General features: G+C 64.1%; 22 protein-coding genes. 11 read left to right on the top strand and 11 right to left on the bottom strand.

From position 1 onward, the window contains the following. Positions 1-193: 193 nt before the first annotated feature. Positions 194-505 (bottom strand): DUF2288 domain-containing protein, encoded by a 312-nt coding sequence (locus C163_RS20245; RefSeq protein ID WP_025340353.1) that lies wholly within the window; start codon positions 503-505, stop codon positions 194-196. A gap of 359 nt (positions 506-864) precedes the next feature. Here C163_RS20245 and C163_RS20255 point away from each other — a divergent pair, with 359 nt between their 5' ends. The 8 genes from C163_RS20255 to nhaA all read left to right on the top strand — a co-directional run bounded on the left by C163_RS20255 (position 865) and on the right by nhaA (position 9916). After that, positions 865-1980 (top strand): branched-chain amino acid ABC transporter substrate-binding protein, encoded by a 1116-nt coding sequence (locus C163_RS20255; protein WP_025340355.1) that lies wholly within the window; start codon positions 865-867, stop codon positions 1978-1980. 185 nt (positions 1981-2165) lie between these two features. Further along, positions 2166-3089 (top strand): high-affinity branched-chain amino acid ABC transporter permease LivH, encoded by a 924-nt coding sequence (gene livH / locus C163_RS20260; protein ID WP_025340356.1) that lies wholly within the window; start codon positions 2166-2168, stop codon positions 3087-3089. After that, positions 3086-4342, top strand: a complete 1257-nt coding sequence (locus tag C163_RS20265; protein ID WP_025340357.1) for a high-affinity branched-chain amino acid ABC transporter permease LivM — start codon at positions 3086-3088, stop codon at positions 4340-4342. The genes livH and C163_RS20265 overlap by 4 nt, the downstream gene beginning before the upstream one ends. Further along, entirely contained in the window at positions 4339-5106 is a 768-nt protein-coding gene (gene livG, locus C163_RS20270; protein WP_025340358.1) for a high-affinity branched-chain amino acid ABC transporter ATP-binding protein LivG, read from the top strand. The genes C163_RS20265 and livG overlap by 4 nt, the downstream gene beginning before the upstream one ends. Beyond that, on the top strand, positions 5107-5808 hold the full coding sequence (locus C163_RS20275; protein WP_025340359.1) for an ABC transporter ATP-binding protein: 702 nt from the start codon (positions 5107-5109) through the stop codon (positions 5806-5808). A gap of 234 nt (positions 5809-6042) precedes the next feature. Next, a complete protein-coding gene (locus C163_RS20280) occupies positions 6043-6717 on the top strand; it encodes a COG3650 family protein (RefSeq protein ID WP_025340360.1) in 675 nt (224 codons plus the stop codon). Positions 6718-6820: 103 nt separating this feature from the next. Then, positions 6821-8428, top strand: a complete 1608-nt coding sequence (locus C163_RS20285) for an NAD(P)/FAD-dependent oxidoreductase (protein ID WP_025340361.1) — start codon at positions 6821-6823, stop codon at positions 8426-8428. Positions 8429-8740: 312 nt separating this feature from the next. Further along, a complete protein-coding gene (nhaA, locus tag C163_RS20290; protein ID WP_025340362.1) occupies positions 8741-9916 on the top strand; it encodes a Na+/H+ antiporter NhaA in 1176 nt (391 codons plus the stop codon). Positions 9917-9985: 69 nt separating this feature from the next. On the opposite strand, the gene C163_RS20295 is transcribed toward nhaA, so the two are convergent. Then, a complete protein-coding gene (locus C163_RS20295; protein WP_013973925.1) occupies positions 9986-10450 on the bottom strand; it encodes a glycine zipper 2TM domain-containing protein in 465 nt (154 codons plus the stop codon). A 146-nt stretch (positions 10451-10596) separates the two neighbouring features. Between C163_RS20295 and C163_RS20300 the strand changes: the two genes are divergently transcribed. After that, positions 10597-10830, top strand: a complete 234-nt coding sequence (locus C163_RS20300) for a hypothetical protein (RefSeq protein WP_025340363.1) — start codon at positions 10597-10599, stop codon at positions 10828-10830. 143 nt (positions 10831-10973) lie between these two features. Here the strand turns inward: C163_RS20300 and pdxH are convergent, their stop codons facing one another. The 5 genes from pdxH to dinG form a co-directional block, all read right to left on the bottom strand. Further along, on the bottom strand, positions 10974-11621 hold the full coding sequence (pdxH, locus tag C163_RS20305; protein ID WP_025340364.1) for a pyridoxamine 5'-phosphate oxidase: 648 nt from the start codon (positions 11619-11621) through the stop codon (positions 10974-10976). An 18-nt stretch (positions 11622-11639) separates the two neighbouring features. Continuing rightward, complete coding sequence (locus C163_RS20310) at positions 11640-12617, bottom strand: OmpA family protein (protein ID WP_025340365.1); 978 nt, start codon at positions 12615-12617, stop codon at positions 11640-11642. A 99-nt stretch (positions 12618-12716) separates the two neighbouring features. Next, the gene (locus C163_RS20315) at positions 12717-13862 is read right to left on the bottom strand and encodes an EstA family serine hydrolase (RefSeq protein WP_025340366.1); all 1146 of its coding nucleotides are present in this window, start codon (positions 13860-13862) and stop codon (positions 12717-12719) included. A 257-nt stretch (positions 13863-14119) separates the two neighbouring features. Then, entirely contained in the window at positions 14120-16354 is a 2235-nt protein-coding gene (locus C163_RS20320) for a beta-galactosidase (RefSeq protein ID WP_025340367.1), read from the bottom strand. A gap of 81 nt (positions 16355-16435) precedes the next feature. Continuing rightward, positions 16436-18580, bottom strand: a complete 2145-nt coding sequence (gene dinG / locus C163_RS20325) for an ATP-dependent DNA helicase DinG (protein WP_013973931.1) — start codon at positions 18578-18580, stop codon at positions 16436-16438. A gap of 98 nt (positions 18581-18678) precedes the next feature. On the opposite strand from dinG, the gene C163_RS20330 reads away from it, so the two are divergent. Continuing rightward, positions 18679-19143: a CopD family protein gene (locus C163_RS20330; RefSeq protein ID WP_003258897.1), complete on the top strand. Its 465-nt coding sequence runs from the start codon at positions 18679-18681 to the stop codon at positions 19141-19143. Between the two features lie 150 nt (positions 19144-19293). Here C163_RS20330 and C163_RS20335 read toward each other — a convergent pair whose 3' ends face one another. The 4 genes from C163_RS20335 to C163_RS20350 form a co-directional block, all read right to left on the bottom strand. Continuing rightward, positions 19294-20052, bottom strand: a complete 759-nt coding sequence (locus C163_RS20335; protein WP_025340368.1) for a hypothetical protein — start codon at positions 20050-20052, stop codon at positions 19294-19296. Next, the gene (locus tag C163_RS20340; protein WP_025340369.1) at positions 20045-20320 is read right to left on the bottom strand and encodes a DUF1145 domain-containing protein; all 276 of its coding nucleotides are present in this window, start codon (positions 20318-20320) and stop codon (positions 20045-20047) included. Before C163_RS20340 ends, C163_RS20335 begins: the two co-directional genes overlap by 8 nt. Positions 20321-20418: 98 nt before the next feature. Beyond that, positions 20419-21138 carry an OmpA family protein gene (locus C163_RS20345; protein WP_025340370.1) on the bottom strand — a complete coding sequence of 240 codons (720 nt, stop codon included), beginning with the start codon at positions 21136-21138 and terminating at the stop codon, positions 20419-20421. A gap of 89 nt (positions 21139-21227) precedes the next feature. Then, the gene (locus C163_RS20350) at positions 21228-21920 is read right to left on the bottom strand and encodes an OmpA family protein (protein ID WP_025340371.1); all 693 of its coding nucleotides are present in this window, start codon (positions 21918-21920) and stop codon (positions 21228-21230) included. A gap of 159 nt (positions 21921-22079) precedes the next feature. On the opposite strand from C163_RS20350, the gene C163_RS20355 reads away from it, so the two are divergent. Beyond that, complete coding sequence (locus C163_RS20355; RefSeq protein WP_025340372.1) at positions 22080-22574, top strand: DUF6231 family protein; 495 nt, start codon at positions 22080-22082, stop codon at positions 22572-22574. Positions 22575-22576 lie beyond the last annotated feature (2 nt).

The following is a 22576-nucleotide window of genomic DNA, read 5'->3' on the forward strand; positions in this document are numbered from 1 at the left end:
GCCGGGGCTGCTGCGCAGCCCATCGCGACACAAGGCCGCACCTACAGGTTTCGCGTTGCCTGGCAGAACGGTGGGGCATTACGCATCCCGTAAACTGTTACCGCCACGCCGAATTGTTACTTCCCTCTACCCGCCTTGAGCGCCCTCGAGCACCAAAACGGGGCTGCTGCGCATTTTCGCGCACCAAAAGCGATCACGCCTCTGCCGGGGGCTTCACCTGGATCACGATGAACGGCGAAACCACTACCGCCCAGATCTCTGGATCGCGGCTTTGCAGGTCATGGGCCTGCTCGGCGGTCACCGGCCCAACAGTGCCATCACTACGCCACTTGGCGAAGATCTCGCTGCGATTCTCGGCCATCGCCTCGGCAACGGCGATCAGGTCGAGGCTCGGGTCGACCCAAATCAGGTCACCCTTGGCCCAGAAACGCTCCAGCGCTTTCCACTCGATGATTGCCGTCTCGCCAAGCAATTTGGCATAGAGGGTGCTTGTTTGATCAGTCATGGGTGGTTTCCGCAAAAATCGGCCAATAAAAAAGGTCGGCATTTTTGCAGAAAAACCCGGTTTCAAATATGTAATTTGGTCGATTGATCCCGAACTTGTGGGGCGGGGTCGCAGATGCAGGCAGTTTGATGGCGCCTTTCTGTATCTTTGTGTCGATCATGCGACAACCCAGGAAGCAGGCACTTTTCGACCGCTTTTCAAGCGCTCGAACAGCGCTCTACACTGTACCGGTACAGTTCCGGGACATGTTCCGGGGGAAGGTGGGCTTGCGCGTTGGCATGGCCACGCCGCAAATCCCGCCCGGTCTGTAGCCCTGGCCGCCAGGACTATAAGAATTACAACAGAATGAGTGGAGCACTATGATCAAGATTTCCAAGCTGTTCGCCGCAATGGTTCTGGCAGGGGTAGCCAGCCATTCGTTTGCCGCCGATACCATCAAGATCGGGATTGCAGGTCCCAAGACCGGCCCTGTGACCCAGTACGGCGACATGCAGTTCATCGGCGCAAAGCAAGCCATCAAGGATATCAACGCCGCGGGCGGCGTGGATGGCAAGATGCTCGAAGCCAAGGAATACGACGACGCCTGCGACCCTAAACAGGCCGTTGCAGTCGCCAACAAAGTGGTCAACGACGGCGTCAAGTTCGTGATTGGCCACCTGTGCTCCAGCTCCACCCAGCCTGCGTCCGACATCTACGAAGACGAAGGCGTGATCATGATCACCCCGGCCGCCACCTCCCCGGAAATCACCGCCCGCGGCTACAAGCTGATCTTCCGTACCATCGGCCTGGACAGCGCCCAGGGCCCGGCTGCCGGCAACTACATCGCCGACCACGTCAAGCCGAAGGTGGTAGCCGTCCTGCACGACAAGCAGCAGTACGGTGAAGGCATCGCTACCGCGGTCAAGCAGACCCTGGAAGGCAAAGGCACCAAGGTTGCCGTGTTCGAAGGCCTGAACGCCGGTGACAAGGACTTCTCCTCGATCATCCAGAAGCTCAAGCAGAACAACGTCGACTTCGTCTACTACGGCGGCTACCACCCAGAGCTGGGCCTGATCCTGCGCCAGGCTCAGGAAAAGGGCCTGAAAGCCAAGTTCATGGGCCCGGAAGGCGTGGGCAACGACTCCATCTCGCAGATCGCCCAGAACGCCTCCGAAGGCTTGCTGGTGACCTTGCCGAAGTCGTTCGACGCGGACCCTGCCAACAAGAAGATCGTCGACGCCATCAAGGCTGACGGCAAGGACCCAAGCGGCCCGTTCGTGTTCCCGGCCTACTCGGCTGTCGAGCTGATCGCCCAGGGCATCAAGGCCGCCAAGTCCGAAGACGCCGAGAAGGTGGCCGAGGCCATCCACGCCGGCTCCTTCAAGACCCCGACCGGCACCCTGTCGTACGACGAGAAGGGCGACCTGAAAGACTTCAAGTTCGTGGTCTACGAATGGCACTTCGGCAAGCCGAAGACCGAAGTCTCCCCTCAGTAACTGCGTGACTAATAGCTGACCGTAGAAGCCCACTGTGCGAGCAGTGGGCTTTGTTTTACGAGGTTCATGGGCCTGATCCCCGCGATCCGGGGGCAGGCTCACCTGAAAATCTTAAAACCGTCACCCGCGGTTTCCTGGCCTACCCCCGCCAGCGAAATGCAAATCAGGTTTTTAGGAGCGCTGTAATGCCTGAGATCTACCATTTCTTCCAACAACTGGTTAATGGATTGACCATCGGCAGCACCTATGCCTTGATCGCCATCGGCTACACGATGGTGTACGGCATCATTGGCATGATCAACTTCGCCCACGGCGAGGTGTACATGATCGGTTCCTACGTGGCCTTCATCGCCCTGGCGGGCCTGGCCATGATGGGTATCCATTCGCTGCCGATCCTGATGACCGTCGCCTTCGTCGCGACGATCTTCGTCACCAGTGCCTATGGCTACAGCATCGAACGGGTTGCCTACCGCCCCCTGCGCAACAGCAACCGACTGATCCCGCTGATTTCCGCCATCGGCATGTCGATCTTCCTGCAGAACACCGTCCTGCTTTCGCAAGACTCCAAGGACAAGTCCATCCCCAACCTGATCCCCGGAAGCTTCTCGTTCGGGCCGGGCGGCGCGGAGGAAGTACTGATCAGCTACATGCAGATCCTGGTGTTCGTGGTCACCCTGGTGGCCATGACCTGCCTCACCCTGTTCATCTCCCGTTCCCGCCTGGGCCGCGCCTGCCGCGCCTGCGCCGAGGACATCAAGATGGCCAACCTGCTGGGCATCAACACCAACAACATCATCGCCCTCACCTTCGTCATCGGTGCCGCCCTGGCGGCGGTGGCGGCCGTGCTGCTGAGCATGCAGTACGGGGTGATCAACCCCAACGCCGGTTTCCTGGTTGGCCTGAAGGCCTTTACCGCGGCGGTGCTGGGTGGCATCGGCAGCATCCCGGGCGCCATGCTCGGCGGGCTGGTGCTGGGCGTGGCCGAAGCGTTCGGTGCCGATATCTTCGGCGACCAGTACAAGGACGTGGTGGCATTCGGCTTGTTGGTTCTTGTCCTGCTATTCCGGCCGACCGGCATCCTGGGCCGCCCGGAGGTTGAAAAAGTATGAACAGAAATCTCAAACAGGCGTTCTTCAGCGCCTTGCTAGTATGGGCCGTGGCCTTCCCGGTACTGGGCCTGAAACTTAGCATCGACGGCATCAGCCTGTCCGTGCACAGCCAGGGCTCGTTCAACCTCAGCATCATTGCCCTGTGCTCGGTGCTGATGTTCCTGCGCGTGCTGTTCGACAAGCAGTGGAACTCGGTAATGGGCCGCCGTTCGGATCGCAAGCTGATCCCGCCGGCGGTCAGCAACTACCTGACCCTGCCGAAAACCCAGCGCTACGTGATCATGGGCCTGATCGTCGCGGCACTGGTGTGGCCGTTCTTCGGCTCGCGCGGTGCGGTCGACATTGCCACGCTGATCCTGATCTACGTGTTGCTGGGCCTGGGCCTGAACATTGTGGTCGGTTTGGCAGGCCTGCTCGACCTCGGTTACGTCGGCTTCTACGCCGTCGGCGCCTACAGCTACGCCATGCTCTCGCACTACCTGGGCTGGAGCTTCTGGGTATGCCTGCCGATCGCCGGCCTGATGGCCGCTACCTTCGGCTTCCTGCTCGGCTTCCCGGTGCTGCGCCTGCGCGGTGACTACCTGGCGATCGTGACCCTCGGCTTCGGCGAGATCATCCGCCTGTTCCTGCGTAACCTCACCGACTGGACCGGCGGCCCCAACGGCATCAGCAACATCCCCAAGCCAGAGCTCTTCGGCCTGACTTTCGAACGCCGTGCCGCCGAGGGCATGCAGACCTTCCATGAGTTCTTCGGGCTGGAATACAACTCGATCAACAAGGTCATCTTCCTCTACCTGGTGGCCCTGCTGCTGGCCCTGCTGGCGCTGTTCGTGATCAACCGCCTGCTGCGCATGCCGATCGGCCGCGCCTGGGAAGCCCTGCGCGAAGACGAGATCGCCTGCCGTGCACTGGGCCTGAACCCGACCGTGATCAAGCTGTCGGCATTCACCCTGGGCGCCTGCTTCGCCGGTTTCGCCGGCAGCTTCTTCGCTGCGCGCCAGGGCCTGGTGACGCCGGAGTCGTTCACCTTCATCGAGTCGGCGATCATCCTCGCCATCGTCGTGCTCGGCGGCATGGGCTCACAACTGGGCGTGATCCTCGCGGCCATCGTGATGATCCTGCTGCCCGAGCTGATGCGTGAGTTCAGCGAATACCGGATGCTGATGTTCGGTGCGCTGATGGTGTTGATGATGATCTGGCGTCCGCAAGGCCTGCTGCCTATGCAACGTCCACACATGGAGCTGCGTCGATGAGCCGCGAAATTCTGCAAGTCAGCGGCCTGAGCATGCGCTTCGGCGGCTTGTTGGCGGTCAACGGCGTGGGCCTGACCGTCAAGGAAAAACAGGTGGTGGCACTGATCGGCCCGAACGGCGCCGGCAAGACCACGGTGTTCAACTGCCTGACCGGCTTCTACAAGCCCAGCGGCGGCACCATCCTGCTCGATGGCCAGCCGATCCAGGGCCTGGCCGGGCACCAGATCGCCCGCAAGGGCGTGGTGCGGACCTTCCAGAACGTGCGCCTGTTCAAGGAAATGACCGCGCTGGAAAACCTGCTGATCGCCCAGCACCGCCACCTGAACACCAACTTCTTCGCCGGCCTGTTCAAGACCCCGAACTTCCGCCGCAGCGAGAAGGAGGCCATGGAGCGCGCGCAGTACTGGCTGGAGAAGGTCAACCTGACCGAGTTCGCAAACCGTACCGCCGGCACCCTCGCCTACGGCCAGCAGCGCCGCCTGGAAATCGCCCGCTGCATGATGACCCAGCCGCGCATCATCATGCTCGACGAACCGGCAGCGGGCCTGAACCCTAAGGAGACCGAAGACCTCAAGGCGCTGATCGCCTACCTGCGTGAGTCGCACAACGTCACCGTGCTGCTGATCGAGCACGACATGAAGCTGGTGATGAGCATTTCCGACCATATCGTGGTGATCAACCAGGGCACCCCCCTGGCCCACGGCACGCCGGAAGAGATCCGCGACAACCCTGACGTGATCAAAGCCTACCTGGGGGAAGCGTAAATGCTAAAGTTCGAGAACGTTTCCACCTTCTACGGCAAGATCCAGGCGCTGCACAGCGTCAACGTGGAGATCAACCAGGGCGAGATCGTTACCCTGATCGGCGCCAACGGTGCCGGCAAGTCGACCTTGCTGATGACCCTGTGCGGCTCGCCGCAGGCGCACAGCGGCAGCATCAAGTACCTGGGTGAAGAACTGGTCGGCCAGCCGTCCTCGCACATCATGCGCAAGAGCATCGCGGTGGTGCCGGAAGGCCGCCGCGTGTTCTCCCGCCTGACCGTCGAAGAAAACCTGGCGATGGGCGGTTTCTTCACCGACAAGGGCGATTACCAGGAGCAGCTGAACAAGGTGCTGCAGCTGTTCCCGCGCCTGAAGGAGCGTTATATCCAGCGTGGCGGCACCATGTCCGGTGGCGAGCAGCAGATGCTCGCCATTGGCCGGGCGCTGATGAGCAAACCCAAGCTGTTGCTGCTCGACGAGCCCTCGCTGGGCCTGGCGCCGATCATCATCCAGCAGATCTTCGACATCATCGAACAGCTGCGCCGTGATGGCGTGACGGTGTTCCTGGTGGAGCAGAACGCCAACCAGGCGCTGAAGATCGCTGACCGGGCGTATGTGCTGGAGAACGGCCGGGTGGTGATGCAGGGTACTGGGGAAGCACTGTTGACCGACCCGAAGGTGCGCGACGCGTACCTGGGGGGTTGATGGGAAAAGGGCCTTCGGGCCCTTTTTTCTGCCCGCCGGATTTGTATTGCCTGCACTGGCCTCTTCGCGGGCTTGCCCGCTCCCACAGGTACCGCCTAGTATTCGAAGCCTGCGCCGTACTTGTGGGAGCGGGCAAGCCCGCGAAGAGGCCGGTACAGGTTTAGCAAAAACTTGAGATCCCCGCCCAGCCTGAGTAACGTGGCCAGCTCTTTGGAAGATCCCGGAGCCCGCCCCATGCGCCTCACCCCCACCCTGCTGCTCACCGCCCTGCTGCCCCTGTTCGCCGGCTGCCAGCTCATGGCTGACGCCCCCAGCGACCCAAACATCGGCACCACGCGCATGCAGGGCGAGTTGCGTGCTGCCGGAGGCCAGCTGCTGTTCAAGCCGTGCAGCGAAAACCGCACTTTCGTGATCAACGACGTCGCCGCCACCGGCATCCTGCAGGAAGCCGCCAACCTCGCCAAGGACGCCAACGACAAGCTGTTCGCCGACGTCCGTGGCCGCCTCACCGGCAGCAGGCAGGCCAACAACGACGGCCAGCTGGAAGTTCGTCGCCTGTACCGCCTGGAACCTTCCACCCGCGCTTGTGAAGACCCCAACTTCAAACAGCTGACCCTGCGCGCCAACGGCCACGAGCCGGAATGGGACATCAAGGCCAGTGGCAAAGGCATGGTGCTCAACCGCGTCGGCCAGGAACCCCTGCCCCTGCCCTTCCTGGAAGAAGAAGTGCCCGGCGGCGGCCTGACCCTGACCAGCGAAGCCAACGGCCAGCACGTGGAGCTGTGGGTCGCGCCACAACGCTGCGTAGACACCGCCACCGGTGCCATCCACCACCTGCGCGCCGAACTGCGCATCGACGGCAAGACCCTGCAGGGCTGCGGTTACTACGGCGGTGCGCGCGACAACTGATCGCCGGGCGCTTTTATCCTGCCAGTCGGGGCGGCGAACAGCTTATACTTGGCGGTTTGTGTAAAGCCGCCGGCCGCCCATGGCCGGGATACTGGACCCTGCCATGCTACGAATCACCGAACTGAAGCTGCCCCTGGACCATCCCGACGAAGCCCTGCGTGAAGCCATCGTCCAGCGCCTGGGCATCCGCGACGAGCAACTGCTCAGCTTCAACCTGTTCAAGCGCAGCTACGATGCGCGCAAGAAGAACAGCGAACTGCTGTTCATCTACACCATCGACCTGGAAGCCAGCAACGAAGCCGAGCTGCTCAGCAAGTTCGCCGACGATCGCAACATCGGCCCGGCGCCAGACGTGACCTACAAGTTCGTCGGCCAGGCCCCTGCCGACCTGCAGGAGCGCCCGATCGTGGTCGGCTTCGGCCCGTGCGGCATCTTCGCCGGCCTGTTGCTGGCACAGATGGGCTTCAAGCCGATCATCCTCGAGCGCGGCAAGGAAGTGCGCCAGCGCACCAAGGACACCTGGGGCCTGTGGCGCAAGAGCGTGCTCAACCCCGAGTCCAACGTGCAGTTCGGCGAAGGCGGCGCCGGTACCTTCTCCGACGGCAAGCTGTACAGCCAGATCAAGGACCCGCAGCACCACGGCCGCAAAGTGCTGGAAGAGTTCGTCAAGGCCGGTGCGCCGGACGAGATCCTGTACATCAACAAGCCGCACATCGGTACCTTCCGCCTCACCGGCATGGTCGAGCAGATGCGTCAGGACATGATCGCCCTTGGCGCCGAAGTGCGCTTCCAGCAGAAGGTCACCGACCTGCTGATCGAGGATGGGCAGCTGACCGGCGTGGTGCTGGAGAGCGGCGAACAGCTGCACTCGCGCCATGTGGTGCTGGCCCTGGGCCACAGTGCCCGCGACACCTTCCGCATGCTGCACGCCAAGGGCGTGTACATGGAAGCCAAGCCGTTCTCGGTGGGCTTCCGCATCGAACACCCGCAAACGCTGATCGACAAGGCGCGTTTGGGCAAGTACGCCGGTCACCCGAAACTTGGTGCCGCCGACTACAAGCTGGTGTACCACGCCAGGAACGGCCGTTCGGTGTACAGCTTCTGCATGTGCCCGGGCGGCACCGTGGTCGCCGCCACCAGCGAGCCAGGCCGGGTGGTTACCAACGGCATGAGCCAGTACTCGCGTAACGAGCGCAACGCCAACTCCGGCATCGTCGTGGGCATCGACCCCGAACGCGATTACCCGGGCGGCCCGCTGGCCGGCATCGAACTGCAGGAGCGCCTGGAAGCCCACGCCTACGTGATGGGCGGCAGCAACTACCAGGCCCCGGCGCAGCTGGTGGGTGACTTCGTCGCCGGCCGGCCGTCGACTGCGCTGGGCAGTGTCGAGCCGTCCTACAAACCGGGCGTGACCCTGGGCGACCTGGCGCCGAGCCTGCCGGACTTCGCCATCGAGGCCATTCGCGAGGCACTGCCAGCGTTCGACCGGCAGATCAAGGGCTACAACCTGCATGATGCAGTGTTGACCGGGATCGAGACCCGCACCTCGTCGCCGCTGCGCATTACCCGCGGTGAGGACTTCCAGAGCCTGAACCTGAAGGGGCTGTTCCCGGCGGGTGAAGGGGCCGGGTATGCGGGCGGGATCCTGTCGGCGGGTGTCGATGGCATTCGCATCGCCGAGGCGGTGGCGCGGGATATACTCGGCCTCTGAGCCTTTATTACATGCCAGGGCCCTTTCGCGGGCTCGCCCGCTCCCACAGGTGCCGCGCCAGATCTGAATGTGGCGCGGTACCTGTGGGAGCGGGCAAGCCCGCGAATAGGCCCTGACAGGAATCAGAATTATCCAACCCAGAGATCAGACTCTCCCTCCCCCTTCCTTCCCCATCTGCATCTAGGCTTCCCTCAGCCCAGCCAGTAACACCATATAACAAAAACGAATATAGTTTTTGTTTGAAAGCATATCGTCACAGGCTAGGGTGTACGCCCGTTCCATCGTCAACTGCTCATGGAGAGCCTATAGCCCGTGCGTAGCCTGTTCACCCGCTTCTTCCAGCTCGAAGCCGCCAGCGGCCTGTTGCTGATCGCTGCGGCCATCCTGGCCCTGGTCATCAACAACTCGCCGCTGTCCTACCTGTACAGCGGCCTGCTCGACGTCCCCGTCGCCGTCCAGGTCGGCGCGCTGCACATCGCCAAACCGCTGCTGCTGTGGATCAACGACGGCCTGATGGCCCTGTTCTTCCTGCTCATCGGCCTGGAGGTCAAGCGCGAGGTGGTCGACGGCCACCTGTCCAAGCCCTCCCAGGTGATCCTGCCTGCCACCGCCGCCGTGGGCGGCATGGTGATACCGGCACTGATCTACTGGTTCATCAACCGTGACAACCCGGCGGCCGTGGCCGGCTGGGCGATCCCCACCGCCACCGACATCGCCTTCGCCCTCGGCGTACTGGCCTTGCTGGGCAAGCGCGTGCCGGTGTCGCTGAAACTGTTCCTGATGACCCTGGCGATCATCGACGACCTGGGTGCGATCATCGTCATTGCCCTGTTCTACTCGGGCACCCTGTCGAGCGTGTCGCTGCTGCTGGCCGCCGCCTGCCTGGTAGTGCTGGTGGCCATGAACCGGCTTGGCGTGGTCAAGCTTGGACCGTACATGGTCGTTGGCCTGATCCTGTGGGTCTGCGTGCTCAAGAGCGGTGTGCATGCCACCTTGGCCGGGGTTGCCCTGGCCCTGTGCATCCCGCTGCGCACGCGCCATGCCGAACGCTCGCCACTGCTCGCCCTGGAGCACGCCCTGCATCCTTGGGTCGCCTACGCCATCCTGCCGCTGTTCGCTTTCGCCAATGCCGGTGTATCCCTGGCAGGCATGACCGTAGAAAGCTTCACCCACCCGGTGCCACTGGGCATCGCCGTCGGGCTGCTGCTGGGCAAGACCGTGGGTGTCTTCGGCCTGACCTGGGTCGCGGTCAAGCTGCGCCTGGCCGCGCTGCCTGCAGGCGCCAGTTGGGGGCAATTGCTGGGTGTGGCAATACTTTGCGGTATCGGCTTCACAATGAGCCTGTTCGTTGGCTCGCTCGCCTTTGTGCCTGGCAGCAGTGATTACGCCGGAATGGACCGCATGGGTATTCTCACCGGCTCGTTCTTCGCCGCCGTGATCGGCTATGCGGTAACCGCCATTGCCAGCCGCAAGCCCAACGTCGGCTGACCTGGCCGCAGCATGAAAAAACCCCGACTGGCGAGCGCCATGTCGGGGTTTTGTCTTGTTGGGCTACGGTCAGTGCGTGACGCGGCTGGTGCCATCGACAGTCATGATGCGTACGCGGTCGCCAACGCGGAAGATCTCGTTCTGCTGCACGGCCTGCACATAGGCACGCATGCTGCCATCATCCTCACGCACGGTGATTTCGACACCTTGGGTACGAGTCAGGCCTTCTTCGGCGGCGGAACCGGCCAGGCCACCGGCAACGGCACCGATCACGGCGGCGACGATGCTGCCACGGCCCCCACCCACGGCGCTGCCGGCCACGCCACCGACGATGGCGCCAGCACCACCGCCGATCGGGGTCTTGGTGCCCTCGATCTTGACCGGGCGCAGGGACTCGATGGTGCCCATGCGCACGGTTTGCACGCGGCGGGCCTCATCACGGGAGTAGCTGTCACCGGTCAGGCTCGAGGCACAGCCACCCAGCAACAACGACATGGTGGTAAAGGTCGCCACCAGCAAAGCGGATTTACGCATGGGTAAAGTCTCCATAAGTCAGGTGCTCATTAGACGCTGCACGTTGACGGCTGTCACGGTACAAACGTAATAAAATTGTTTTCATTCAGCCAAGGGACAGCCTGCGTGGCTGTGTCGAGGCCTTTCAAGTGAGACCAAGGATAGCCATGGATTACTTCATCGTCGTGGTCACCACCGTTGCGGGGTTGTACTTCCACTGGTGGCTGTATGTGCGCATGCGCCGCTGGATGGACCGTGACCTGGCGTTGTCGCTGGCTGGGGCGGACCCTGCAAAACGCACGTATATGCTGCAAAGGCTGGAGCAGGCGCGGGTGGAGAAGGTGGGGCGCAAGCAGTTGGCGGGGTGGTTGGAGCGGGAGGCTGCGGGGTATCCGGGGTAGCCTGGTGGAGTGCCGGGGCTGCTGCGCAGCCCTTTCGCGACACAAGGCCGCTCCTACAGGGAGCCGCGTCCGTTGCCGGGATCGCGATCTCCTATAGGAGCGGCCTCGTGTCGCGAAAGGGCCGCAAAGCGGCCCCAACAATCTCAGGGCGCCAACCGCTCCCGCAGCCATTGCCCATCCACCAGCCGGTAGTTCAGTCGGTCATGCAGGCGGCTGGCACGCCCCTGCCAGAACTCGATGCGTTCAGGCAGCAAACGATACCCACCCCAATGTTCCGGGCAATGCGGCTGGGTGTCGGAAAAGCGCGCCTCGGTGGCCTTGACCAGCCCCTCCAGTTCCTCACGGCCGGCAATCACCTGGCTCTGCGGCGAAGCCCAGGCCCCCAGGCGGCTGCCCAGCGGGCGCACCTGGTAGTAGGCGTCCGACTCCTGGGGCGTGACCTTTTCCACCCGCCCTTCGATGCGCACCTGGCGCTCCAGTGCCGGCCAGAAGAAGGTCATGGCGGCGAAAGGGTTTACCAGCAGTTGCTGGCCCTTGGCACTATCGTAGTTGGTGAAAAAGGTGAAACCACGCTCATCGAGCCCCTTCAGCAGCAAGATACGGCAGTGAGGGCGGCCTTCACCATCGACAGTGGCCAAGGTCATGGCGTTGGCTTCCACCGGTACCTGCTCGGTTTTCACCGCATCGGCGAACCACTGGTGGAACAGGGCGAACGGCTCCCCCGGGGCCTGGGCTTCGGCCAGGCCATCACGGGTGTAGTCGCGGCGCATATCGGCCAGGGATTGGGTCATTGCTGCGTTCCTTGACGATCAGTTGGTCTTCGCAGGGCTGTTGGCAGCTACTTTCTTGTCAGTGGTAGCTTTCTTGGCGACGGGCTTGGCCGGCGCGGCTTTTTTCTTGGCCGTGGTCTTGGCTGGCGCCTTGGCCTTGGCTTTGGTCACAGGCTTTTTCGCCGCAGCCTTGGTGGCCGGCTTGCTGTCGGCAGCCTTGGCGGCAGGCGCCTTGACGTCCTGCACCGCCACCATCGGGGCCCGCGCCGGGGCGGCTTGCTGGTACTTGGCCAGCAGGGCGACCATGGTGTTCTGCGGGGTCAGCAGCATTTCCACACGGCGGTTCAGGGCACGGCCCTCGGCGCTGTCGTTGGCGGCGCGCGGCATTTCCGAGCCCATACCCTTGAGGTTCAGGCGATCACGCTGCAGGCCGCTGAGGCGGAAAATGGCCGACACCGAAGCGGCGCGCTCCAGGCTGAGCTTCTGGTTGGCGGCAGCGACACCGCTGCTGTCGGCATGGCCGAGCACCAGCACGGCGGTCTTGGCATCGCCCTCGACAGTCTTGGCCACACGAGTGATCGGGCCCAGGGTCATCGGCAGCAGCATGTTCGGACGATCAGGGTTGTACGAGCTGTCCACCGGGATGGTTACGGCCAGCACGTTGTCACGGCGCTCCAGTTCCAGCTTGCTGCCCTTGATCGCCTCACGCAGCTTGGGCTCGTACTCGTCCAGCCAGGCCTGGGTGGCCTTCTGGTCGATCTTCGGTACCACCGGCCCCTTTGCCTGCTTCTCTTCACCGCCGAACGGCCACCACCAACGGCTGGCGTTGTCGGACTTGGCGTCGGCCTTGGCCACGTTTTCCGTGACGGCTTGCTTCACTTCCTGCTCGGCAACCTTGTCCGAACCGAAGGGCCACCAGCTCGAGGCGCTGTCCTTCGAGCCGTCCTGGGAGTGGCTGGCGCAGCCGGTAACGGCGGTCAGGCACAGGGCGAGTGCTAAGGTTTTGTGTGAAGACATCAGCGATACACCATGAAATAGAAAGAAATTTTGCCTACGCCTTTCAGGCGTTGGCATTGAGGATAGTCAAAGGGGTGGGGCAACACCCGCATTACCCGATCAAAGGCAACTGGCAAGGACACGTACCAGTTTCTGGGCTCGCGGGTCCATGAGCACATAAGGGCCAAGGGTATTGACCACGAAACCGAAGGCCACATCGTGTTCCGGATCAGCGAAACCGACCGAGCCACCGGCACCTGGGTGGCCGAAGGCGCGGGCCCCGAGGCCGAACGTGGCGTTGGCCACGTCGGGCTGGTCGAGCATGCAGCCCAGGCCAAAGCGGGTCTGGGTGAGCAGGGTGCGATCCTGCCCGAGGCTGTGCTCACGGGTCAGTTCGTCGAGCAGTTCGGATTCGAGCAGGCTGCCGTCCAGCAACCCGGCATAGAAGCCCGCCAGGCTGCGTGCATTGCCATGGCCATTGGCCGCTGGCTGCTGCATGCGCCGCCACTCCGGCTTGTTGGTACTGGTCAGGATCGCCGGCGGGTTGGTGAAGGCACGGGTCGACAGGGCCTCGGGCTCGCGCATGGTCACCTGCAGCAGGCGCTGCGCCGCAGCGTCCCCGGCGTTGCCCTTGCCACGGGCGATGTGCGCCACGCGATAAAACTCATCGTCAGCCAGGCCGACATGAAAATCCAGCCCCAACGGCCGAGCGGTACGGGCCACGATCGAGTCGCCGGGGCCACGGCCGTCGGCACGGCGGATCAGCTCGCCGATCAACCAGCCGTAGGTAATGGCGGCATAGCCGTGCTCGGTGCCGGGTGTCCACCAGGGCGTTTCGGCAGCCAGCGCATCGACCATGGCCTGCCAGTCATACAGCGCTTCGGCCGGCAGCAGCTCACGGATGGCCGGCAAGCCGGCACGGTGGCTGAGCAGCTGGCGCAGGGTGATCGCCTGTTTGCCTGCCTGGGCGAACTCGGGCCAGTAGTTGGCCACCGGCGCATCGAGGGCCAGCTTGCCCTCGCCGACCAGTTGCAGGGCGGTGACAGCGGTGAAGGTCTTGGTGCAGGAGAACAGGTTGGCGATGGTATCGCTGTGCCAGGCCTGCTGGCCGTCCTTGTCGGCACTGCCGGCCCACAGGTCGACCACGGTTTCGCCACCAACCTGGATGCACAGCGCGGCGCCACGCTCCTGGGGATCATCGAACAGCGCGGCGAAGGCTTCGCGCACTGCTTCGAACTTCAGCTCATAGTGACCCTGGATCTGCACCCGCTGTTCTCCGTACGACCAATTCCGAAAATGGTGTGCATTGTTTCAGTAGTTGCGTGTTTTGCAAACTGGCTTGGGCCAAGTGGTCGCGACGAATGGCAGCCAGGACGAACGGTGCCACTGTAGGAGCGGCCTTGTGTCGCGATGGGCTGCGCAGCAGCCCCAAGATCTCAGCCGCAATGCACAAATTGCCGGGGCTGCTGCGCAGCCCATCGCGACGCAAGGCCGCTCCTACACCAGACCGCGTCAGCCGGTTGCTAGGGCGCCGGTTTTTCCAGTTGGGCGCGCAGCTGGCTCATTGCCTGCAAGTTGCTCTTGCGCACGGCATCGACAAACCCCGGGTATGGCATATCGGTGATCGCCACCAACCCAAGGTGGCCGTTCTCGCCGTCGAGCAGGCGGCCGCTGGCCGGCTGGTCGAGGTACTGGAACCAGTGCGCGCCAACGATCATCGGCTGCGCCAGGGCCGCCTTGAGGAAGTTGCCGTAGGCCGGGCCACGGTCTTCTTCCCGCGCCACTTCCAGCGGCCCCGGCCAGAACGGCCCGCGATCGCGCGAGCCGAACTGGAACTCGGACACCAACACCGGCTTGTCCAGCTCGGCCAGGCGGGCGAAGTCGTAGCCATCCTGCGGCTTGAGGGTATAGAAGTTGAAGCTGAGCACATCGCAGAACTCCGCGCAGGCCTTGACCGCCTCCGGCGTGCTGACGGCATAGCGGCCCCCCAGCAGCAGGTGATTGGGCGCATGCCACTTCAACGAGTCGGCAATGGTCCTGAAGTAGGTTTCGGCGAACACCTGCTGGAAGTGCTGGTAATCACGCTCGATTTCCGGGTGCTCCGGGCCGGGCAACGGTGCCTCGAAGCCCGGGTCCTCCATCAGTTCCCAGGCGGTCAGCTCGATGCCCCAAGCCTTGGACAGCCCTTCCTGGTTGCGATACTTGTCACGCAACTGCTTGAGGAAGGCGCGCTTGGCCGGTACATCGGTGGTCAGGCGCAAGGTACCGTAGGCCAGGCCATAACGCGCCTTCGGGTCGCTACCGGGGGCGGCCCAGGCCAGTTCGTTGTCGGCGAAATAGCCGATCAGCCAGGGGTCGTCACGGTGATCGCGGGCGGCAATGGCCACGGCGCGCTCGGTGGCCATGGCAAAACGCGGGTCGAACGGGTCGGGCATGCGACCCCACCAGTCCATGCCGGTGCTGATGCTGGCGTAATCCCCCACGATCGATAGTGGCAAGGTGTACGGCATGCGCCTGGACTGGCCCAGGGCCGGCTCGCTCCAGTTGCCGACCGTGTTGAAACCCCAGGCCTGCAGGCGGTCGAGCGCATGCGCCTGCCAGCGGGCGGTATCCAGCGCCAATGGTGGGCAGTTGGCCGGCTGCCCTTCTACCGCGGGCGGGCAGGGTTTGCCATAGGTGCGCTGCAGGTTGGCGGCATAGAAATCGAACCAGCGCCCCTGTTTGAAGTTGCGCCCTTGCGACGAGGGGTTGCCGTCGTCGTTGTTGCCGTCGCCATAGAATGCGGCCAGTGCATCACCCTCGCCCGGCAACGCCTTGAACATCCCTTCACGCCCGGCGACGTAGGTACGCCCGCCATCCGCGGCCACGGCATTCACCCCCAGGGAATAGAACGGATGCCCCTCGGGCGTTACCAGGTACCAGCGGCCGTCACGCTTTTCGGTGCGGAAGAAGCCTTTGGCCTCGAACGCCGGCCCGGCCAGCAGGCCACCGTATGCATCCAGCTGCTGCTTGCCACGCTCTGCCAGCCAGCCTTTGAGTTGTTGCTGCTCGCGTGCATCGGCCGCCTTGAGCTGCTCGTCATTGGCAACCTTTTCAGGCCAATGGCCGCGGGTGGACTGGCCATAGGCATCGATCAGCTCATGGTAGGCCGCCTTGTAGGCCTGGTCGTCATCCTGGATGCCGACCCGCTCGATCAGCAGGTTCTGCGCCACCTTGGGGTTGGGGATACTCAGGCTGACCGACGCCACCTGCTTGAGGTCGACCGCGCCGGCGCTGCTGGTCAGCAGCAGGCGCTGGCCGCCATGGTTCCAGGGCATGGGCGGGCCGGCACGCATGCCCTGGCTCAGCGGCGAGCTGGCCGTCAGCGGTACCATCACGGTTTGCGCAGGACCGGCCGGAAGGTCGATGCGGCTGGTCAACGTGCGGCCATCACTGCCCTGCACCATGACGTCCACGGTCAGCGCCCAATCCATCGCGCTTTGCAGGCGCAAGGTCAGGAACTGACCGCCGGACCAGTCCCACACACCGCTTTGCGGGCTGAGGCGCAGGGTCGGCCGCTGGGCCGGGTTGAACACCACGCGCCGCAACACTTCGCCTTCGGCCGTCTGCTCCGCGTTGTACTGCGGCATGCCGGCATCCTCGGTCGCCACGTTGACCACCGAGGCCGGGCGCACGAAGCTGAACAGCGTCTGCTGCCCAGCCAGCAAGGGCGAGCTGAACAACAGGGCGAAAATGGCGGGCAGGGTACGGCGGACCATAAGGCTGGGGCTCTCCTTCAGGGCCCTCATGGCCCACGACTGAGTAATGGACAACGCGCCGGAGCAAGTGTGCTCCGGCGGTCAGGAAATCTCCCGCCGGAACGGCGGCAGCGCATTGAGAATAGCCTTGCCGTAGCGCTGGGTGACCAGGCGCCGGTCAAGCAAGGTGATGACACCGCGATCCTGTTCGGTTCGCAGCAGGCGGCCGCAGGCCTGGATCAGCCGCAGCGAGGCGTCGGGCACGGCAATTTCCATGAACGGGTTGCCGCCGCGAGCTTCGATCCACTCGGCCAACGCCGCTTCGACCGGGTCGTCGGGCACGGCAAAGGGAATCTTGGCGATCACCACGTGCTCGCAGTAGGCACCCGGCAGGTCGACACCCTCGGCAAAGCTGGCCAGGCCGAACAGCACGCTGTGCTGGCCATCGTCGACCCGCGCCTTGTGCTTGTTAAGGGTTTCCTGCTTGGACAGGTTGCCCTGGATCAGCACCAGCTTGCGCCAGTCACGGTCCAGGCCATCGAACACGTCCTGCATCTGCTTGCGCGAGGAGAACAGCACCAGCGCGCCGCGGGCATCTTCGACGATGTTCGGCAGTTCGCGGATGATCGCTGCGGTATGCGCCGCCGCATCCCGCGGGTCGGCCTTGAGGTCGGGGACCCGCAGCAGGCCGGCATCGCCATGCACGAACGGGCTGGGCACCACGCAGGTGACCGCGTCACGCGGCAACCCCGAGCGCATGCGGAAGCGGTCGAACTTGCCCAGCGCGGTCAGCGTCGCCGAGGTCACCAGCGCGCCATGGGCCACGCTCCACAGGCTGCGGCGAAGCATTTCGGCGGCCAGGATGGGGCTGGCGTTGACTTCGATGTCGAACAGCGCACCGCTCTCGGCCAGGGTCAGCCAGCGGGCCATGGGCGGGCTGTCTTCCGGGTCTTCGGCGGTAAAGGCCGTCCACAGCTCCCAGTTGCCCTGGGCACGGGTGACCAGGCTACCGAACAGTGGGTACCACTCCTCGGCCTGGTGGCTGGCGATGCCGATGTTGACCTCACCATCCATGCCTTCCTTGAGCAGGTCGGCCAGGCGGGTGAATAGGTCGTTGAGGCGGGCAAAGCCCTTTTTCAGCTCGATGCCCACTTCGCGAATCTGCTCCGGCACCACGCCACCTTCGAAGCGGTAGCGCGGGCGCTCACGGCCTTCGTTGTCCTCGCTGGGGCGGAAGTCGGCAACCTGCTCGCACAGGGTGAACATGAACTGCTGCTGGGTGCGCACTTCCCGCGCAAGCTCCGGCACCTGTTCGATGTACTTGCCCAGGTCACCGGGCAGCGGGTGCTGGGCCAGCAGCTTGGTCAGGTTCTTGGCGGTCTGTTCCAGCCAGTCGGCAGTGGAGCGCAGGCGCGAATAGTGGGCGAAATGGCCGATGGCCTTGTCCGGCAGGTGGTGGCCTTCGTCGAACACGTACATGGTGTCGCGCGGGTCGGGCAATACCGCGCCGCCGCCCAAGGCCAGGTCGGCCAGCACCATGTCGTGGTTGGTGACGATCACGTCGACCTTGCCCATGCCTTCGCGGGCCTTGTAGAACACGCACTGCTGGAAGTTCGGGCAATGACGGCCGGTGCACTGGCTGTGGTCGGTGGTCAGTCGCGCCCAGTCCTGGTCTTCCAGGGCTTCGGGCCAGCTGTCGCGGTCACCGTCCCAGCGGTTGCCGGCAAGCTTCTCGATCATGCTGTTGAACAGCTTCTGGCTGCGCTCGTCGACTTCGATGTGGAAGCCTTCTTCCTCGAAGAGCTGGGCGGTGGCCGATTGGGCGTGGCCCTCCTGCAGCAGGATGTCGAGCTTGGACAGGCACAGGTAGCGGCCACGGCCCTTGGCCAGGGCGAAGCTGAAGTTCAGCCCGCTGCTGCGCATGAGGTCGGGCAGGTCCTTGAAGACGATCTGCTCCTGCAGCGCCACGGTGGCGGTGGCGATCACCAGGCGCTTGCCGGCGGCCTTGGCGGCCGGAATGGCAGCCAGGCTGTAGGCCACCGTCTTGCCGGTACCGGTGCCCGCCTCCACTGCCACCACGGCAGGCTCGCCGGCACGGCGGCCTTCTTCGTCGCAGGCGATGTCGCCGAGCACCTTGGCCACTTCGGCGATCATCAGGCGCTGGCCATAGCGCGGCTTGAGGCTCTTGGCTTCGAGAAAACGCGTATAGGCGCCCTGGATGGTGGCTTTGAGTTCGTTGCTGATCATGGTCTGCAGGCGCCCGGAGGGCTGGATATATTTTCAGTGTTTCGCATGGGGCGGCTATCATACCCCGCTATTGCCCTTTATGCCGCATGGAGATCCGGATGCTTGCCTTTGCCCTGCCCTACACACTGCATGTCCTGGCCGCCCTGGTGTGGGTCGGCGGCATGTTCTTCGCCTGGCTGGTGCTGCGCCCGGCAACGGTTGCAGCCCTTGAAGGGCCTGCCCGGCTGCGCTTGTGGGTGGAAGTTTTCCGACGCTTCTTCGGTTGGGTCTGGCTGGCCGTGGCGATTTTGGCGATAAGTGGTATCGGCATGTTGCACATGCGCTTCAGCGGCTTCGAGACTGCACCGAAGTATGTGCAGGTGATGATCGGTGGAGGCATCGCCATGTTTGCCCTGTTCATGCGCATCCAGGCGTTGCTGCTGCCGGAGTTGAGGGCGGCGGTGCAGGCCGAAGACTGGCCGGCAGGTGCGGCAGTGCTGGGGCGGATTCGGCGGATGGTGGGGATCAACCTGCTGCTGGGCCTGGCGGTGGTAGCCGTGGCCAGTTCGCGGCTGATGCTCTGACAGGATCTGCTCGGCCCCTGTAGGAGCGGCCTTGTGTCGCGATGGGCTGCGCAGCAGCCCCGGCAATTTGTGCGAAGGCGCTGAAATCCTGGGGCTGCTGCGCAGCCCATCGCGACACAAGGCCGCTCCTACAGGGGGCGCGGCAAGACTTCAGAGGCGCTGCAGAATCAGCTCTCCTGCAGCCCCGGCCAATCCAGGCTGGCCCGGCTGCCCCGGCCGGCCGTTGGCGCCGGCGTCTGTGCGGTACACCAGGCAACCCTTGCTAGCCCCGCCCTTGCCGGCCTTGCCAGCAGCCCCGGCCTTGCCCGGTGCGCCGCCGTCCAGGCGCACCACGATGCGTTCTTGCGGGAAGCCCTGCGGCACGCTCAAGCGGATGCGCCCACCCGGCGCACCATCGTGCCCGTTGCCGCCGTCATCGCCATTGGCACCGCGGCTGGCCTGGCCCCAGGTGCAGCCACCGGCCTGGCCGTTGCCGCCATCGAGCCCCACGTACCCCGGCGCACCGGCACCGCCACGGGCATCGATGGCCAGGCGCTCGGCATCCACTTCAGCCAGTTTCAGGTCCAGGCTGCGGCCCGACCGGGCTCCCCGCTGGTAAGTACCCGCCGCTCCCGGCGCACTGAATTCGCTACCCTCACCCAGCCGCGCACTGCGCGCCTCGATCAGCAACGGGCTATCGGACGGTGCAATGGCGATACGTGCATCGCGCCCCAACTCCAGTTGGTCGACCTTCAACTCAGCGAGCGTGGCAGGCAGCAGCAGGGTTGCGGCATCGGCGACACGCAACTGTGCCAGGTGCACGCTTGCCGACTTGTCGGGCAGGCGCAGCATGGAATTTGCAGCGACCTCCAGGCTTTCGGCCTGGGCCAGGGGAACGGCCAACATGGCCAGCAACATCAGATTACGCATTTCGCGGCGCCTCCTGCACACGGGGGATGGACATGACATGGAAGATACCCGTCAACAGGATCTGCAAACGATCGAACCAGCGGTGGCTGCGGCCGCGCAGGCTGCCATTGAAGAACAGCACTTCGAGCAGGTGCAGGCCCAGCAAGGTGATGCCGGCGGCGTTGATCAGCAGATTGAAGGGCAAGGGTTGTGGCATCAACTGATTGAACAACACCACACCCCAGAAAGCGACTGTCAGGACCTTGCCCAAGCCCAGGATGAACTTCATGTCCCGCCCCCATGGATTGTTGTTATGTCGAGACGGCCCGTTCAAGCGGGCCGTGCGACCAACATTAACTGCAATGCCAGGACAGACGCCAGCACCACTCAGTTGAGGTGCAGTTCCACCCGTCGGTTGCGGGCGCGGCCCTCCTCGCTTTCGTTGTCGGTGAGCGGTTCACTCTCGCCGCGCCCCTGGCTGGTGACCTTGCCCGCCTCCAGCCCCTGGCTGATCAGGTAAACGGCCACGCTGCTGGCGCGGCGTTCGGAAAGTGCCTGGTTGTAGCTGTCGGAGCCTACGTTGTCGGTATGCCCGATCACGCTTACTTTCGCCACCGTCGGTGAATCGAGCTTCGCCACCAGGCCTTGCAGGCGCTGCTGGGCCGCCGGGGTCAGCTCGGCGGAATCGAAGGCGAACATCACCGCGCCGTTGTCATCCAGGATGATCACCTCTGGCGAGGGTTCAGGTTCAGTGGCAGGCGGCGATGCGGGGTACACCTTCAACGGGCAACCCATGTGGTCGACCGCAGTGTTGGCGGGGGTATCGGGGCAACGATCGCGGCGGTCGAAAATACCGTCGCCATCTTCGTCGCCATCCTGGGCGTAACAGATCAGGCCCCCGGCAATGGCGCCAAGGGCTCCGCCGCCAGCCGCCCAGCTCGAACTTTCGATGGCGCCCAGGCCACCACCGACCAGGCCGCCGAGCAGGCTGCAGATGGGCCAGGTCCTCTGGTTGAGCGGCGCGCTGCCATCGCTGTGGGTGGCGCAGCCCGCGAGCAGGCTGGCAGCCACCAACAGCGGCAGCGCCGCCTTCGACGTCACACTCATGCTGAATGCTCCTGTGTCATTGGCCACGGACGGCTGACCGCCGTGAAGACGCGCCCGCACCACTGCTCAAGGCACGGGCGCACGCGTTTCTATCGCTGGATCTTGATCTCGGTACGGCGGTTCATGGCGCGCCCATCGGCCGTGGCGTTGTCTGCCACCGGCTGGGTTTCACCGGCACCGACCACCGACACGAAGCTGCTGCGCGGCACACCGCTCTCGACCAGGTAATCGGTCACCGAGTGGGCACGGCGCTCGGACAGTTTCTGGTTGTAGCTGTCGGAGCCGACGCTGTCGGTATGGCCGCTGACGCTCAGGCGGGCGGACGGCGCTTCCTGTTTCAGGCGCGTGGCAATGGTGTTGAGGCGCTCCTTGTCGCTGGCGGTCAGGCGCGCAGAGTCGAACTCGAAGTGCACATCGCGGATGACGATGACCTCTTCCTTCTGCACCACCACTTCCTCGACCACCGCGGCTGGCTCCGGCGGGCAGCCGTTGGCATCGACCTGCACACCGCGCGGAGTACCTGGGCACTTGTCACGGCTGTCCGGCACGCCGTCGCCATCCTCGTCGCCATCGCCATGGGCCCAGCAATAGCCCGCCGCCAGGCCACCGCCCAGCAACGCGCCCCAACCAGCCCAGCTGGAGCTCTCGATGGCGCCCAGGGCAGCGCCGCTTACACCCCCGACGGCGGCACATTTCGGCCAGTCGGTCTTTTGCAAACCTGCACAACCAGTCAACACACTGGTGAGCAGAACCAGGGGTATCGCTGTGCGTACTATGCTCATTTCATTGCTTCTCCTAGGGGGAATCGGCATAAGGCCGATTTCAGGGAGTAAAGACCGAGCATCTGATCCCTGCCACCAATAAGCCACGACACAGTCACATGCCTCTTTGCCCGCACGCTGCGGCCCGCTAGTCTTGGACGACTTCAACGAGGATTGCCAATGACCGACGGTTTTTCCCAGCGCACCCCGCAGCAGGCCCTGGCGGCCCTGCTCGAGCGCTTCACCCCGCAACGCCTGCTGCTGGTGGGCACGCGCTTCCCGGCGCTGGACGCCTTCGCCCAGGCGCACCCACAGGTAACCATCGCCACGGCCGCCCCAGGCCCGCTGCCGGCCGAACTGGCAGCCCAGCGCTTTGACCTGGCGGTACTGGTGGACTGCCTGGAGCACCTGCCCAAACGCACCGGCCTGGAATTGCTCGGCGGCATTCGCAACCTCAATGCCAGCCGGGTCGCGGTGCTGGCCGACCTGGCCGCCTGTGGCTGGCAAGACACCGATTTCTTTGCCCTGGCCCTGTCGGCCAGCGAGAAATTCCGCCGTGACCAGCAGGTATTGAGCCTGTTCACCTATGATCTACATGACTACAAGCAGGTACCGGACTGGCTGAATGCCAAGTTCTGGGCCAACCCTGAAAACTTCGGCAAGTACTGGTGGTGATG

Source organism: Pseudomonas sp. FGI182, from assembly GCF_000511325.1.
Taxonomy (GTDB): domain Bacteria; phylum Pseudomonadota; class Gammaproteobacteria; order Pseudomonadales; family Pseudomonadaceae; genus Aquipseudomonas; species Aquipseudomonas putida_Z.